At 65.5% G+C, this 15,485-nt stretch carries 14 protein-coding genes; 7 read left to right on the top strand and 7 right to left on the bottom strand.

Annotated elements, in window-relative coordinates; translation table 11 throughout:
• The first annotated feature begins 5 nt into the window (after nt 1-5).
• The 3 genes from hemF (at nt 6) to CV770_RS14485 (ending at nt 2,138) form a co-directional block, all read left to right on the top strand.
• Entirely contained in the window at nt 6-893 is an 888-nt protein-coding gene (gene hemF, locus CV770_RS14495; RefSeq protein ID WP_104462863.1) for an oxygen-dependent coproporphyrinogen oxidase, read from the top strand.
• Nucleotides 890-1,630, top strand: coding sequence for an HAD family hydrolase (locus CV770_RS14490; RefSeq protein WP_201759851.1), 741 nt, complete (start codon nt 890-892; stop codon nt 1,628-1,630). Before hemF ends, CV770_RS14490 begins: the two co-directional genes overlap by 4 nt.
• A 292-nt stretch (nt 1,631-1,922) precedes the next feature.
• A complete protein-coding gene (locus CV770_RS14485) occupies nt 1,923-2,138 on the top strand; it encodes a YodC family protein (protein ID WP_091956090.1) in 216 nt (71 codons plus the stop codon).
• A 151-nt stretch (nt 2,139-2,289) separates the two neighbouring features.
• Here the strand turns inward: CV770_RS14485 and CV770_RS14480 are convergent, their stop codons facing one another.
• The 7 genes from CV770_RS14480 to CV770_RS14450 all read right to left on the bottom strand — a co-directional run bounded on the left by CV770_RS14480 (nt 2,290) and on the right by CV770_RS14450 (nt 8,280).
• Nucleotides 2,290-3,282, bottom strand: a complete 993-nt coding sequence (locus CV770_RS14480) for a glycosyltransferase family 2 protein (protein ID WP_091956091.1) — start codon at nt 3,280-3,282, stop codon at nt 2,290-2,292.
• A gap of 278 nt (nt 3,283-3,560) precedes the next feature.
• On the bottom strand, nt 3,561-4,313 hold the full coding sequence (locus CV770_RS14475; protein ID WP_104462818.1) for a hypothetical protein: 753 nt from the start codon (nt 4,311-4,313) through the stop codon (nt 3,561-3,563).
• A 381-nt stretch (nt 4,314-4,694) separates the two neighbouring features.
• Complete coding sequence (locus CV770_RS14470; RefSeq protein ID WP_091956093.1) at nt 4,695-5,465, bottom strand: sulfite exporter TauE/SafE family protein; 771 nt, start codon at nt 5,463-5,465, stop codon at nt 4,695-4,697.
• Nucleotides 5,462-6,730, bottom strand: coding sequence for a CCA tRNA nucleotidyltransferase (locus tag CV770_RS14465; protein ID WP_091956094.1), 1,269 nt, complete (start codon nt 6,728-6,730; stop codon nt 5,462-5,464). The genes CV770_RS14470 and CV770_RS14465 overlap by 4 nt, the downstream gene beginning before the upstream one ends.
• A 10-nt stretch (nt 6,731-6,740) precedes the next feature.
• Nucleotides 6,741-7,004 carry a DUF6111 family protein gene (locus CV770_RS14460; protein WP_028141715.1) on the bottom strand — a complete coding sequence of 88 codons (264 nt, stop codon included), beginning with the start codon at nt 7,002-7,004 and terminating at the stop codon, nt 6,741-6,743.
• A complete protein-coding gene (locus CV770_RS14455) occupies nt 7,001-7,672 on the bottom strand; it encodes a CoA pyrophosphatase (protein WP_091956095.1) in 672 nt (223 codons plus the stop codon). Before CV770_RS14455 ends, CV770_RS14460 begins: the two co-directional genes overlap by 4 nt.
• Nucleotides 7,669-8,280 carry a DUF1285 domain-containing protein gene (locus CV770_RS14450; RefSeq protein WP_104462817.1) on the bottom strand — a complete coding sequence of 204 codons (612 nt, stop codon included), beginning with the start codon at nt 8,278-8,280 and terminating at the stop codon, nt 7,669-7,671. The genes CV770_RS14455 and CV770_RS14450 overlap by 4 nt, the downstream gene beginning before the upstream one ends.
• A 297-nt stretch (nt 8,281-8,577) precedes the next feature.
• On the opposite strand from CV770_RS14450, the gene CV770_RS14445 reads away from it, so the two are divergent.
• From CV770_RS14445 to CV770_RS14430, 4 genes are read left to right on the top strand one after another with little or no spacing between them, the layout of a single operon-like run.
• A complete protein-coding gene (locus CV770_RS14445) occupies nt 8,578-9,576 on the top strand; it encodes an AAA family ATPase (protein ID WP_104462816.1) in 999 nt (332 codons plus the stop codon).
• Nucleotides 9,576-10,520, top strand: a complete 945-nt coding sequence (locus CV770_RS14440) for a DUF58 domain-containing protein (protein ID WP_104462815.1) — start codon at nt 9,576-9,578, stop codon at nt 10,518-10,520. Before CV770_RS14445 ends, CV770_RS14440 begins: the two co-directional genes overlap by 1 nt.
• On the top strand, nt 10,517-13,330 hold the full coding sequence (locus tag CV770_RS14435; protein WP_104462814.1) for a DUF4159 domain-containing protein: 2,814 nt from the start codon (nt 10,517-10,519) through the stop codon (nt 13,328-13,330). Before CV770_RS14440 ends, CV770_RS14435 begins: the two co-directional genes overlap by 4 nt.
• 7 nt (nt 13,331-13,337) lie before the next feature.
• Nucleotides 13,338-15,401, top strand: a complete 2,064-nt coding sequence (locus tag CV770_RS14430; protein WP_104462813.1) for a hypothetical protein — start codon at nt 13,338-13,340, stop codon at nt 15,399-15,401.
• The last annotated feature ends 84 nt before the right edge of the window (nt 15,402-15,485 follow it).

The raw sequence follows: 15,485 nt of genomic DNA, 5'->3' as shown, positions 1-15,485 counted from the left end.
TGCAGATGGACATGTCGAAGATCGACGACCGCAAGGGCCGCGCCCGCACCTGGTTCGAGGCCTTGCGCGACGACATCTGCGCCAGCTTCGAGCGGCTCGAGGATGACGCGCCGCAAAGCCTCTATCCGGGCGAGGCCGGCCGCTTCAAGCGCACGCCCTGGCAGCGCACCGACCATACCGGCGCGGCGGGCGGTGGTGGCGTGATGTCGATGATGCATGGCCGCCTGTTCGAGAAGGTCGGCGTGCACTGCTCGACCGTGCACGGCGAGTTCGCGCCCGAATTTCGCGCCCAGATCCCCGGCGCCGCGGACGATCCGAAATTCTGGGCGTCCGGCATTTCGCTGATCGCGCATATGCGCAATCCGAACGTGCCCGCAGTGCACATGAACACCCGCTTCGTGGTCACCACGAAAGCCTGGTTCGGCGGCGGCGCCGATCTCACACCGGTGCTCGACCGACGGCGCACCCAGGACGATGCCGACAGCATCGCCTTCCACGCCGCGATGAAACAGGCCTGCAACCAGCCGAACGGCGTTGCCGACTACGACAAGTACAAGAAATGGTGCGACGAATATTTCTACCTGCCGCATCGCAAAGAGGCGCGCGGCATCGGCGGCATCTTCTACGACTGGCACGACAGCGGTGACTGGGACGCCGATCTCGCCTTCACCAAAGACGTCGGCCGCGCCTTCCTGAAGATCTACCCCGACATCGTCAGGCGCAATTTCGCGGCAGGCTGGACCGCCGCAGACCGCGAGGAGCAATTGATCCGGCGCGGCCGCTATGTCGAATTCAACCTGCTCTACGATCGCGGCACCATCTTCGGGCTGAAGACCGGCGGCAATGTGGATTCGATCCTGTCGTCGATGCCGCCGGAGGTGAAGTGGCCATGACTGTTTCGAGGCCGCTGCCGCGCGCCATGCTGATCGACATGGATGACACCATCCTGTCGGCCTATGGCCGGCCCGAGATCGCCTGGAACACGATCGCGAACGAGTTTGCCGAAGAGCTGGCGCCGCTGCCGCCGCCGCAAGTCGCAACCGCGGTGCTCGCCTTTGCGCGGCAGTTCTGGTCGACTGCGGAGCCGATCTGGCGGATGAAGCTCGGCGAGGCGCGGCGGCTCACGGTACGCGGCGGCTTCGCCGCGCTCGCCGCAAACGGCCATCGCGCCCTGCCCGACGATCTCGCCGATCGCATCGCCGACCGCTTCACCACCTATCGCGAGGAAGCAATCTTCGTCTTCCCCGGCGCGCATGATGCGATCGACGCGTTCAGGGCACGCGGCATCAAGCTCGCGCTGGTCACCAACGGCGCCGCCGACATGCAGCGTGCCAAGGTCGAGCGGTTCGAGTTGACCCATCGCTTCGACCATATCCAGATCGAGGGTGAGCACGGTTTCGGCAAGCCGGAGGAGCGCGCCTATCTGCACGCGATGGAGGCGCTGGGCGTTTCCGCAAGGGACACCTGGATGATCGGCGACAATCTGGAATGGGAAGTGGTGACGCCGCAGCGCCTCGGCATCTATTCGATCTGGATCGACGTGCACGGCGACGGCCTGCCCGAAGGCTCGACGGTCAGGCCCGACCGCATCATCCGCTCGCTGACCGAGCTGGTGCCGGGCCGGCCCTGACCAGGGCCCGAAAACAAAATATCGAAAACGACCCCATGCACGGTAGGGCGCTGCTGCAAAATCAATAGCTTGCGGATTTTTCGAATCGGCTTTTGCTCCGTCGGGCAAAACAGGGGTATGATGCCATCGTCGACGCTTGCGATGAGCGCCCTGAAGTGGCCTTCCGGCACCGAGGCTTGATGCATCGGACCGCGCAGCCCGTCTCAAGCTCCTCTCCCGGCCGCCTCCGTTTTCCGCGTGTCATGACAAGTTGCTAGCCTCCTTCGGGTCGATCAACTCGAAAGGACAATCCATGGAATTGAAAGCCGGCGATGTCGTGATGCTGAAATCCGGCGGCCAGCCGCTGACGGTTGCGGAAGTGAAGCAGGACGAGGCGCTCTGCCTCTGGATGGGCATGGAAGGCGATCTGTTCCGCGAGACGCTGCCGCTGGCCGTGCTGGTGCGCGTGGAAGAGGAAGACGAGGAGGAGGATGAGAATGAAGACGAGGGAGAAGACGACGATGAGTGAGCACGCCTAAGACCGCATTCCGGTCAGCCTGGAGTCCGCCGCTCCAGCGCACTTGATGTCTGCTTCTCTGCCAATCACTGCGATAGTGGGCTCATCGGCGAATGTCGCGACGGCCAAAAGCGATAATGACGCTCCAGTCGCTTCAGCAGACTCAGCGGCGCCCGTTATGGAAGATAGATCTCAACCACTCAACTGAAGGCCGCACCAGGAGCCATCCTCGTGACCCAAGAGCCTTCTTGCAGGCGAGAAAACACCACCGAGGCGTTCCTTGAACGCTCGGATCGATACTCACCGCAAGCTGAGAAAGGCGTGCTGAGCTTTCCGTCGCTCCTTCGTTGAAGGCCGCGCTTGCACAGCCGATCGCTTCAAGCGCCAACATATGGATCAACCAGGCACGAAGATCGTCAGCGTTCGTCAACCTGGCGGCGCAACTATTCAGGAAGTGTTCAATCGCCGCCTTGCGTTGGAGCAGGTCTTGCTCCCGCGAAGGCTCACCTGACATATTGGCCGAGTGCGATCGATACACGGCTTGATCAGCAGCAATGACCCCCACGTCGCCATGTGCGGCGAGTCGCAACCACATTTCCATGTCAGAGGCATAGGGCAAGTCAGCCAAATACCCGCCCACTCTTTTCTGCAGGCTCGTGCGAACCACTACGGTCGGTGACAGCACAATGTTTCTTGCGCCGCTAAGTGCGACGAAATCACGTCCGGACAAAACGTGGGTTCTGGATCCCACTCCTGTTCTATGGCGCGAACGCTCCCCCCGTTGATCGAGAACGACCGCGCCTCCGAAGGTGAAAGCGACAGAAGGATGATCATCCATCAGATCGGCCGATCTCTTGAGGGCACCGGGCAGCAGGTAATCGTCCGCAGACAGCAGAAGCATATAGTCGGCTCTCACCCAGGCGATGCCTTCGTTGGCGGTAGCGATGAGACCTTGATTCGAGGTGTGTCTGCGGTAGTTGGCGCGGGGATCGGAGCCGACCAACTCTTGCGCAACTTCCGCAGTATTGTCGGGCGACGCATCATCGATGATGAGCACGCGCAATTCGGGATCGGATTGCGTCAAAACGCTCTCGACGCACTCTCGCAGGAAATGCCCGTACCGGAAGCAGGGAACAACGACGTCTACGGAAGTCATTTATTGTCGGTTCCACCGACTCACAAAAGCGTCGAAATCTATCTATTCAACAAATTACGATTGAATGGGTTCCTGGCCTGCTGCCACGAGGGGTAGTTCATCCGCCCTTTCAACGCTGCCGATCAAATCCTGCTCCTTTCAGGGTACCCCCGAGTCCCCTACGGGTCAAAGGCTGCTCTAGCCGGCCAGCTTGAGCTTGATCGGGTCACCTGTCGGAAGCGGACGCCTTCGTTGCTTTGGGGGTAACGTCAGCGACAGGCCAATTGCGGTCACCCTCCTTACTCGCGCGGAACTGCAGCAGCTTGATCGATGAGATTGGTATTGGGCGCAAGTTTACGCGAGCGCGCAAAAACGATCCGAGACGTGGCAGGTATCTCGGCTTCGGCTCTACCGTCTTGGCCGATTAGGATCAATCCGGCGCCGCCATTTGCTACATTCAGAATAATCGGGTCCCCGCTCCAGGTCATGATCGCCTCCATTCCGATGATGAGGAACTCGCCCACGGGCTGGTCGAAATATTGGATGCGCAATTGTGGTCCGACCTCTGCCGGTGCAAGTTCAAAGCCGAGTTTTCGAGCCCGTGAGTAAAGGTCAGCTAACGTCACACGATCGCTCGTGAACCCAAGTTGCGTCGGGGAGACGAGTGCAAGCTCCATGTCTGTCTTCTGAGAAGCAGTAATAAAGGACGGTCGGGCAAGGATTTCGCCCGCTTGGCTGCCCACACTGCATCGCATGCTGTCCATTGCATTGCGCAGCTTAAGTGAGCCGGCGAACGTGCCTATTGTAATTGACTTCCATGTCGCAATGTCGCGCTCGGATTTAATAAGCCGTTGAGGCGCTTCGGATGCGCGTGTCTTGAATTTCAGCTGTCTCTCCAAAACATCGCGAGCTGCGCACTGGGTCTGCGCCGTACTGCTTGCGAGCTGAAGGATGCAAACTGAAAGGATTAGAACAACTAAGTAGTGGCACGCCGTGCTTCTGTTGCGACGATTGACTGCGGTGCATCGCGTTATGCTTTTTGGAATAGACATGGCGGAATCACTTTTTCAATCAAGCTTGACAGAAAAAGCCCGCCTCCGAGTCAAGGGGAAGAACGGAGGGAAATGACGTCCATGAATATTCCCCGGCCGCCTTTGAAATGCGTCCGGAGGCGGGGCCTATGGCTTCAATTATTCCAATTTCCAAATTGCAGGCTGCAGTCCGTAAGCCTGATCAAGCCTGCCCATCAGACCTTAGGCATGATGTGAATGAAGCATAGCATGTGGTTGCATCCGCTCAATATGCCAAAAGTCTGCTCCGGGTCATAAGCTGCCGCGGGACAATTGAGCCGAGCGACTTCCGATTGTCCCTCAGGAGCGGACGTTATGAGAACAACCTGGATCGCGGAAAGTCGCGAATATTCGATTGGCCATCTACGCGACGAGCTGCCTCGCCGCCGCCGAGATCATCACGAGCCCGCCGGTGATCACCGCGACATCAAGGATCGCGGTGTGGATGTGCACCGGCATCCGCTCCACGAAGGCCTTTGCGAGAAACGCGCCGGGGATCGCGATCGCGCCGATCAGCAGCGCGAAGGCGAGCACCTGCGCGGTGACGGCACCGGCAAGGCCGAACACCGAGATCTTGATGAGGCCGGTGCCGAGCGAGATCATGGCATCGGTTGCGATCACGGCGGCGCCTTCGAGGCCGGCGGCCATCAGCAGCGAGAGCAGGATCACGCCGGAGCCCGAGGTGCCGCCGACCAGCACGCCGTAGCCGACCGAGCCGGCGGCAAGGCCGCTGTCGCCGATCTTGACCTTTCGGCGGCGGAGTACGCGGCGCAGCGGCACGCTCAGGATCAGCATGGAGCCGATCACGAGCGCCGCGCCGGCATTGGTGAGGCGCGTATAGCCGTAGGCGCCGAGCGCGGTCGTCAGCGCGGCGCAGGCGAGCACGATCAGCGCGCGGCGGCGGTCGGCGTAGCGCAGATAGGCAACGGCGCGGCTGGAATTGGTGAAGATGGCGGAGATCGCGATGATCGGCACCACGGGCTCGGCGCCGACCAGCGGCACCAGCACCAGCGGCATCAGGGCGCCGGTGCCGTAGCCGGCGAGACCACCGATGATCGAAGCAAACAACGCCATCAACGCGACCAGCAGGAGCTGAAAGATCGAGATGTCGGCGAAGCCTGAGACGATGGTCACGTTCTCTCGTCGCGGCTGATTCGTGCCGCAGCTTGATCGGCGATGGAAGCGAGTGCGGCTTCCTCTAAGGGAAAATCCGCCGCAAGCCAAGCGTCCTCGGCGAGCGTCAACACATGTCCGAGCGCGGGTCCTTCGGCCAGACCGCGCGCGATGAAATCGGCGGCCTTCAGCGGAAATTTCGGCGCAGTCCAGCGCTGCGGCAGCTCGGCGAGAGCGCGCCAGCGCATCGAGGTGAAATCGCCACCGGCGCGCGCCCAGCTGAGCAACACACGATCGTGATAGCGCTCGGGGCCGAGCCGATAGAGCAGCCGCCGTGCATTGGCCTCATCCTTGGTGGCGAAGCGCCACCAGCGGTGGCCCATCGAATCCAGTGCCTTGGTCTCGGCATTGGAGAGCCGCAGGCGCGCGGCGACGCGCTTGGCGTCTTCGGTCACCGCGACGGTCAGCGCGGCGAGGCGCCGCGTGCTGCTGGCGATGAGGCCGAGTTCGCGCTCGATCGCGATCATCGCCGACAGCGGCCCGGTATAGGCGACGCCGCCGATCAGCGCTTGCAGCAATCCGCCCTCGGCCATGGCCAGCACGGCCGCGGATGCGCCGCCGGCCACCAGCAGCTTCAGCATCTCCATGCGCACCCGCTCGGCCGAGAGGCTGGCAAGACCGGCACGCCCCCGGATGCAGGCGAGATAGCCGTCGCGGTCGGGATCGCCGGCACCAAAGGCGGCGTGGATGCGGAAGAAGCGCAGGATGCGCAAATAATCTTCGGCGATGCGCTGGTCAGGATCGCCGATGAAGCGCACGCGGCGCGCCTTGGCATCCGCGATGCCGCCGACATGATCGTAGACGACGCCGCGCGCATCGACCGACAGGCCGTTCATGGTGAAGTCGCGCCGCTCGGCGTCCTTGACCCAGTCGCGGCCGAACGCGACCTTGGCCTTGCGGCCGAAGGTTTCGGTGTCCTCGCGCAGGGTCGTGACTTCATAGGGGTGGCTGTCGATCACCAGCGTGACGGTGCCGTGGTCGATGCCGGTCGGCACGCTCTTGATGCCGGCGGCCTTGGCGCGCCGGATCACCTCCTCCGGCCGCGCGGTGGTCGCGATGTCGATGTCGCCGGGCACAAGACCGAGCAGCGCGTTGCGTACGGCGCCGCCGACGACCCGCGCCTCCTCGCCGTCAGAGTTGAGCAATTGCAGGACGCGCGCGGTCCCGCCTGCGGTCAGCCAGGGCGCATCGGCGAGAATCGGCGCAAGTATCGGCTCCGCGCTCATCGTGCGGCCCCTATTTTTCCACGCCCGGCACCAGCCGGCCGTTCTCGATATGGGCGGGAACGTAAGTCGAATCCGGAGCGGCGCCGGAGAAGTGCGCAAGTCCGATCAGGCCCGCAATGACCAGCACGATCGCCGCCAACGCAAGACGCGCGACGACCGCGACCGGCCAGGAGGAACGCGCGAACAGGCCGGAACGCGTCGCGGCCAGGAACAACGCGTAGACGGCAAAGGGAATGAGGAAGATTCCGATCTCGGTCAGAACCGGCCGGATCATGATGAATAGATCCGCTCATACAGCACACGCAGCATGCCCGCCGTCGCACCCCAGATGTAGCGTTCCGCGAACGGCATCGCGTAGTAGAACCGCTCCATGCCGCGGAATTCCTTGCTGTGCACCTGATGGTTCACCGGGTTCATCAGGAAGGATAGCGGCACCTCGAACGCATCATCAACCTCGGAATGGTTGATGGTGAGCTCGAAGCCGGGCCTGACCCTGGCGACCGTCGGCAGGATGCGGAAGCCGAAGGCGGTGCCGTAGAGATCGAGATAACCGATCGGCTCGACGAAGTCTCTGGACAGCCCGACCTCCTCCTCGGCCTCGCGCAGCGCTGCATCCAGCGGCGAGGCGTCGGTGGCGTCGATCTTGCCGCCGGGGAAAGCGATCTGGCCGGCATGGTCGTTGAGATGCGCCGAGCGCTGCGTCAGCAAGATGGTCGGCTCGGGATGATCGACCACCGCGATCAGGACCGCCGCGGGGCGCACCGGCTGCTCGCGCGCGACGATCTCGAGCATCTTGTCGGTGCCGGGATCGCCCGAGGCGGGAATGATGTTCGGATCGTAGAGGCCGAGCGGAACGTCGAAGCCGAGCTTCGCCCTGGAGCGGGCGAAGAAATCCGCCGCGCCGGGGGCGACAGGATCGCTCTTCAAGATAGGCTTGTTCAAAGCGCGGCCCTCACCTGCTCCGCATCGGCCATGGCGAAGAATTCGCCAGCCGATTCGACGCCGAACATCGGCTGGCCATCGACCATCCGCTCCTCGCCCATGTCAACCAGATCGTAATAGAGCGCCCTTGTGACCTTGGCCCAGAGCTCGGCGCGAACGTGCAGATACGGCGTCAGCCCGCCGTCCCTGGCCTGCTCGAAACGCAGCCGGTGCGCGGCATCGCAGGTGACCCAGTCGTCGACATTGGTGCGGAAGCGCAGCACGCGATGGTTGCCCTCGCCGTCCTTCTGCATCTCGACCGCCATGAAGGGCGCGTCGTCGACGCGGATGCCGACCTTCTCCACCGGCGTGACCAGGAAATGCTTGTCGCCCTCGCGCTTCAGGATAGTCGAGAACAGCCGCACCAGAGCGGGGCGCCCGATTGGCGTCCCCAAGTAGAACCAAGTACCATCGGAGGCGATTCGGATGTCGAGATCGCCGCAAAACGGCGGATTCCACAGATGCACCGGAGGCAAGCCCTTCTTGGCGCCTTCGGCATTGGCAGCATTTTTGGCGGCAGCAGTCAGCCCCTCAAGACCGCGATCGGCGCTCTGCCCTTGGTTCGCCATGGTTTGCCCTGACTTTGTCCCTTGGCACGATTGGTGCAGGTCTACGTTGTGATCGGGTGCACGGTTCCACCCCGGATTAGTCCGGTGGGGGAGGTCGCCACTTCGTGATGCCGTACATAACCCGAAGCCGATAAGGTGGGGATAGGTTAATTCAACGAATACATGGCCTTCCTGCAAGTCTAGCATAGGCCCATGAGTTGACGCGATGATCTGACGTGATGATCTGACATGATGATCCGTGATGTGATGACGTGACGACGTAAGCAAGCCGCGGGGCAGGCTGAAGGAGCTAAACGGATGGCGGATAGTGTCGAGAAACTCGAGGACGGGATCGTTCGTTCGGCCGAGCAGGTGTCGAGCCAGATTCGCGCGGCGAAGGATGCGATCGCGTCCGTCATCTTCGGCCAGGATCGCGTGATCGAGAACACGCTTGTCACCATCCTCTCCGGCGGCCATGCGCTGCTGATCGGCGTGCCCGGCCTTGCCAAGACTAAGCTGGTCGAGACGCTCGGCGTGACGCTCGGCCTCGATGCCAAGCGCATCCAGTTCACGCCCGATCTGATGCCGTCGGACATTCTCGGCGCCGAGGTGCTGGATGAGAGTACCGCGGGGAGGCGCGCCTTCCGCTTCATCGCAGGTCCGGTGTTCGCGCAGCTCCTGATGGCGGACGAGATCAACCGCGCCAGCCCGCGCACGCAATCGGCGCTGCTGCAGGCGATGCAGGAGCAGCACATCACCGTGGCCGGCGCGCGCCACGATCTGCCGAAGCCGTTCCACGTGCTCGCGACGCAGAACCCGCTGGAGCAGGAAGGCACCTATCCGCTGCCCGAAGCGCAGCTCGACCGTTTCCTGATGGAGATCGACGTCGACTATCCCGATCGCGACGCCGAGCGCCGCATCCTGTTCGAGACCACCGGCGCCGAGGAGACGCTGGCGAGGGGATCGATGACCGCGGACGCGCTGATCACAGCGCAGCGGCTGATCCGGCGCCTGCCGGTCGGCGATTCCGTGGTGGAGGCGATCCTGTCGCTGGTGCGCTCGGCCCGTCCTGGTCCGGACGCCGGCGAAGCCGGCAAGTTCATCGCCTGGGGCCCCGGCCCGCGCGCCAGCCAGTCGCTGATGCTGGCGGTGCGTGCGCGCGCGCTGATCGACGGACGCCTCGCACCCTCGGTCGACGATGTGCTCGACCTCGCCGAGCCCGTGCTGAAGCACCGCATGGCGCTGACGTTCCAGGCGCGCGCCGAAGGCCGCACGATTCCGGACGTGATCCGGCAATTGAAGACACGGATCGGTTGATGGCAGCGGAGAACGGGCACACAGCGAAGGAGATCATTGCGATCCGACGTGCCGATGGCGAAAGCCGCACGCTCGCTGCTTCCTTACCGCGCCTGGTGCTCGAAGCCCGCCGTATCGCCGCCAACGTCATCCACGGCCTGCACGGCCGCCGCCGCGCCGGCTCCGGCGAGAATTTCTGGCAATACCGCCGCTTCGTCTCCGGCGAGCCGGCGCAGAACGTCGACTGGCGCCGCTCGGCGCGCGACGACCATCTCTATGTCCGCGAGCTCGAATGGGAAGCCTCGCACACGGTGTGGATCTGGCCGGACCGCTCGCCGTCGATGGCGTTCGCCTCGAAGACCGCGCGCGAGTCCAAGCTCGAGCGCACGCTGATCGTCGCCTTCGCGCTGGCCGAGCTGCTGGTGTCCGGCGGCGAGCGCGTCGGCATTCCCGGCCTGATGGCGCCGACCGCGAGCCGCAGCGTGATCGACAAGATGGCGCAGGCGATGCTGCATGACGATGCCGACCGCCTCAGCCTGCCGCCGTCCTTCGTGCCGGCGGCGCTAGCCGAGATCATCGTGCTGTCGGATTTCTGGTCGCCGATCGCGGAGATCAAGACGACGCTCACGGGCCTCTCCGGCTCCGGCGCGCATGGCACCATGGTGCAAATCGTCGATCCCGCCGAAGAATCGTTCCCCTATTCCGGCCGCGTCGAGTTCGTCGAGCCGGAAGGCTTCGGCGTGATCACCGCCGGCCGCGCCGAGAGCTGGGCGCAGGATTACACCGCGCGGCTCGCGCTGCACCGCGACCAGATCCACGCCGAGACCAACAAGCTGGACTGGCTGTTCACCACGCACGCCACCGACCGCTCCGCCGCCGAACTGCTGCTGTTCCTGCATGCCGGCATGCAGGTGAGCAAGTCGGGCGCCCGCACCACGACGATCAAGGTGGGGCCGGCCGCATGATGGGACTGCCGCTCGCCTTCACCGAACCGCTGCTCCTGATCGGCCTCGTCAGCCTGCCCGTGCTGTGGTGGCTGCTGCGCGTGATGCCGCCGCGGCCGCGCCGCATCGAGTTTCCGCCGACGCGCCTGCTGTTCGACATTGCGCCGCGGGAGGAGACGCCCTCGCGGACGCCGTGGTGGCTGACCGCGTTGCGTCTCCTCGCTGCGGCTCTCGTCATTTTCGCGGCCGCCGGCCCGATCTGGAATCCGCAAACAGGCGCAGCCGACAGCAAGGCGCCGCTGATGATCATGCTCGACGACGGCTGGAGCGCGGCGTCGCACTGGGACATCAGGATCAGGGCCGCCGACGAGCTGATCGCCAATGCCGACAATGACCGCCGCGCCATCGCGCTGGTGCCGCTGTCCGAGCCGAACCGCGACATCACCCTGATGCCGGCGGGCGCCGCGCGCGTCGCCCTGCGCCAGCTCGCGCCAAAACCCTATTCGATCGACCGCGTCGAGACGCTGGCCGCGGTCGACCGTTTCCTGAAAGCCACCGGCGATTGCGAGATCGCGTGGCTGTCCGACGGCGTCGACACCGGCCGCGGCGAGGACTTCGTGGCTGGCCTCGGCAAGACCATCGGCGATCGCAGCCTGACCGTGTTCGAAGGCGGTACCTCCTCGCCGCTGGCGCTGGTCGCGGCCGAGAACGCCGCGGCGAAGATGACGGTGAAGGTGCTGCGCACCGACAGCGGCATTGCCATGGGCACGGTGCGCGCGCTGGACCAGAAGGCCTCGCCGATCGGAGAGGCCCGCTATGCGTTCGGTCCGCAGGACAAGGAGACCGACGCCGCGTTCGATCTGCCGGTCGAGCTGCGCAACGACATCACGCGGCTCGAGATATCGGGCGAGCGCTCAGCCGGCGCGGTGCAGCTGCTCGACAAGCGCTGGCGCCGCCGCGCCATCGGCATCGTCTCGGGCGCAACCAGCGAGACTGCGCAGCCGCTGCTGGCACCGACCTTCTATCTCACCCGCGCGCTGGCGCCGTTCGCCGACGTCAGGCTCGCCGACAAGGGTTCGCCGCAGCAGGGCATCACACAATTTTTGGACCAGAAGCTGCCGATGATCATCCTCGCTGATGTCGGCACCATCGCGCCGGAGCTGCGCGAGCGCCTCAATGCCTGGGTCGACCAGGGCGGCGTGCTGGTGCGGTTCGCCGGTCCCCGGCTGGCGCAGGCCGAGGACGATCTCGTGCCGGTCAAGCTGCGCAAGGGCGGCCGCACGCTCGGCGGCAGCCTGACCTGGGAGAAGCCGCAGCATCTTGCGACCTTCGCAGCCGACGGCCCGTTTGCCGGCGTCGTCGTCCCCAAGGACGTCACCGTGAGCCGCCAGGTGCTGGCCGAGCCCGATGCGGTGCTCGCCACCAAGAGCTGGGCCTCGCTGGAAGACGGCACACCGCTGGTCACCGGCGAGCATCGCGGCAAGGGCCTCGTCAGCCTGTTCCACGTCAGCGCCGACATGCGCTGGTCGGATCTGCCGATGTCGGGCACCTTCGTCGAAATGCTGCGGCGGGTCGTCGACATGTCCGGCTACACGTCCAAGCCCGGCGCAGGCGTTGCCAGCGAAGCGACCACCGAGACGGTGGCGCCGCTGCACATCCTCGACGGTTTTGGCGCCTTCGGGCCGCCGCCCGCCACCGCAAAGCCGCTGCCCGCGGACTATCGCGACCGCGCCACATCCGATCATCCGCCGGGCTTCTATGGCCCGGCCGAAGGACCGCTCGCCGTGAACACGCTTGCCAGCGCCGACCGCATCGCCGCGCTGAACACCGCGAGCCTGCGCGCCCGGCACGCCACCTACACCAATGCCGAGCCGCGCGATTTGCGCGGCTGGCTGCTGTCGACGGCGCTCGCGCTGTTCCTGGTCGACGCCATCATCGTCGCGGTGCTCGGCGGCGGCATCGCCGCGCTGCTGCGCCGACGCGCAGCGCCCGCAATGATCATCCTCGCTTTGGTGCTCGCAGGCCTTACCGCGCTCTCGCCGACGCCCTCGCGCGCCGACAGCGCCGCCGACGAGTTCGCGATGAAGGCGACGTCGCAGACCCGCCTCGCCTATGTCGTGACCGGCAATGCCGACGTCGATTCCATCGTCAGGGCCGGCATGTCCGGACTGACGCTGTTCCTGGCGCAGCGCACCGCGCTCGAGGCCGGAGATCCCGTCGGGATCGATCCCGCGCGCGACGAGCTCGCCTTCTTCCCGCTGATCTACTGGCCGATCGTGCCGGGTGCGCCCAAGCCGCCGCAGGACGCCATCAACAAGATCGACGCCTACATGAAGCAGGGCGGCACCGTGCTGTTCGACACCCGCGACGCGATCGAAGCGCCGCCCGGCGCCAACGGCGCCGCGCAGACCCCGGGCATGCAAACGCTGCGCGAGATCCTGTCGTCGCTCGACGTGCCCGAGCTCGAGCCGGTGCCGCGCGAGCACGTGCTGACCAAGACCTTCTACCTGCTGCGCGACTTCCCCGGCCGCTTCGTCACCGGCCAGACCTGGGTCGAGACCCTCCCGCGCGACGAGGACGAGGACAGCGCGCAGCGGCCGGCGCGCGGCGGCGACGGCGTCTCGCCGATCATCATCACCTCGAACGATCTTGCCGGCGCCTGGGCGGTCCGGCCCGACGGCCAGGCCATGCTGCCGGTGACCGGCGGCGACACCCGCCAGCGCGAATTCGCCTACCGCGCCGGCGCCAACATCGTGATGTACACGCTGACCGGCAATTACAAGGCCGACCAGGTGCACGCACCGGCCCTGATCGAACGGCTGGGGCAATAGGACCGATATGAATTACGGCATCGCATTCACGCCGCTTGTCCCCGCGATCGTGCTCTGGCTCGCGCTCGCCGCGATCGTCGTCATCGCGATCGTGCTGCTCGTTGCGCGCGCGCGCGGCGCCGCCGTGCGCGTGGCCGCGCTGGCGCTGTTCCTGCTCGCGCTCGCCAATCCCTCCTTCACCCGGGAAGACCGCGATCCCCTCACCTCTGTCGCCGCCGTCGTCGTCGACAAGAGCCCGAGCCAGAATTTCGGCAACCGCAATCGCGAGGCTGCGCAAGCGCAGGAAGCGCTGGTCGACAGCCTGAAGAAGGTCAAGGGGCTCGAAGTCCGTGTCGTCGAGGCTGGACAGGCCGACGGCGAGACCGACGGCACCAAGCTGTTCGGCGCCCTCGCCTCGGTCTTGTCGGACGTGCCCGTCGACCGTGTCGCCGGCGCGTTCCTGATCACCGACGGCCGCGTCCACGATATTCCGGCCAGCGCCACGGCGCTCGGCTTCCAGGCGCCGGTGCATGCGCTGATCACCGGCCAGAAGGACGAGCGCGACCGCCGCATCGCGATCACGGCGGCGCCGCGCTTCGGCATCGTCGGCCAGACCCAGACCATCAGCTATCGCCTCGACGACCAGGGCGTCTCCGGCGAGCGCGCCAAGGTCACGATCCGCAGGGACGGCGAGGTCATCAACGAGCGCACGCTCTCGAGCGGCCAGGCCGCGAGCGTCGACGTCGACATCAAGCATGCCGGCCCGAACATCGTCGAAATCGAGGCCTCGCCGCTCGAGAGAGAGCTGACTCCGGTGAACAACCGCGCCGTCGTCGCCATCGACGGGGTGCGCGACAAGCTGCGCGTGCTGCTGGTCTCGGGCGAGCCGCATTCCGGCGAGCGCACCTGGCGCAACCTGCTCAAGTCCGACGCCAGCGTTGATCTCGTGCATTTCACCATTCTGCGTCCGCCGGAGAAGCAGGACGGCACGCCGATCAACGAATTGTCGCTGATCGCGTTTCCGACCCGCGAGCTGTTCCAGCAGAAGATCAACGAATTCCAGCTGATCATCTTCGATCGTTACGCCCGCCAGGGCGTGCTGCCGATCGCCTATTTCGACAACATCGCGCGCTATGTGCGCGGCGGCGGCGCGGTGCTGGTCTCGGCCGGCCCTGACTACGCCTCCAACACCAGCATCTGGCGCACGCCGCTGGATTCGGTGCTGCCGGCCGAGCCCGTGGGCGTGACGGAAAAGCCGTTCTATGCGCACCTGTCCGACATCGGCAAACGCCACCCGGTCACGCGCGCCCTGGAGGGCTCCGCCAGCGAGCCGCCGCGCTGGAGCCGTTTCTTCCGCACCGTCGACACCCGCAATTCCGTCAACCCGCCGGTGATGACGGGGGCCGACGGCAAGCCGCTTCTGTTCCTGTCGCGCTTCGGCGAGGGCCGCGTCGCGCTTCTGCTTTCCGACCACATCTGGCTGTGGGCACGCGGCTATGAGGGCGGCGGCCCGCATCTGGACCTGCTCAGGCGGATGTCGCACTGGCTGATGAAGCAGCCGGACCTCGACGAGGAGGCGCTGCGTCTGCAGGTGCAGGGCAAGAACCTCGTCGTGGTGCGTCAGACCATGGCCGACAGCGTCCAGCCGGTGAGCGTGACCTCGCCGTCCGGCGCGTCGCAGGATTTGACGCTGAGCCCCGGCGATCCCGGCGAATGGCGCGCCAGCCTTCCCGCAAGCGAGCTCGGTCTGTGGCAGGCCACCGACGGCACGCTGAAGGCGCTGATCAATGTCGGCCCGACCAATCCGAAGGAGTTTTCGGAGGTCACCTCCACCGTCGAGACCTTGAAGCCGCTGACGCAGGCAACCGGCGGCAACGCCGTGCGGGTGGCCAGCGGCGCCGACGTCGAGCTGCCGCGCATCCTGCCGGTGCGCTCGGCCAGCGTCTTTGCCGGCGACGGCTGGATGGGGGTGCGGATGCGCGACGCCAGCGTCGTCAAGGGCGTCGGTGTGCTGCCGATCTTCGCCGGACTGATCGGCCTCTTGCTGCTGCTCGGCGCGTTTGCTGCGACCTGGGTCCGCGAGGGGCGGTAGTTGCCCGAAGCTTGATTGGACGAGCTCGCGTAGCGCCGCGACGGCGGTGCGTTCCCTCCCCCCCCTTGTGGGGGAGGGCTAGGG

This window comes from Bradyrhizobium sp. AC87j1, from assembly GCF_002936975.1.
Classification (GTDB): Bacteria; Pseudomonadota; Alphaproteobacteria; order Rhizobiales; family Xanthobacteraceae; genus Bradyrhizobium; species Bradyrhizobium shewense.
Note: the sequence above shows the minus strand (reverse complement) of the source record. Positions and strands in the feature narration are given on the sequence as shown.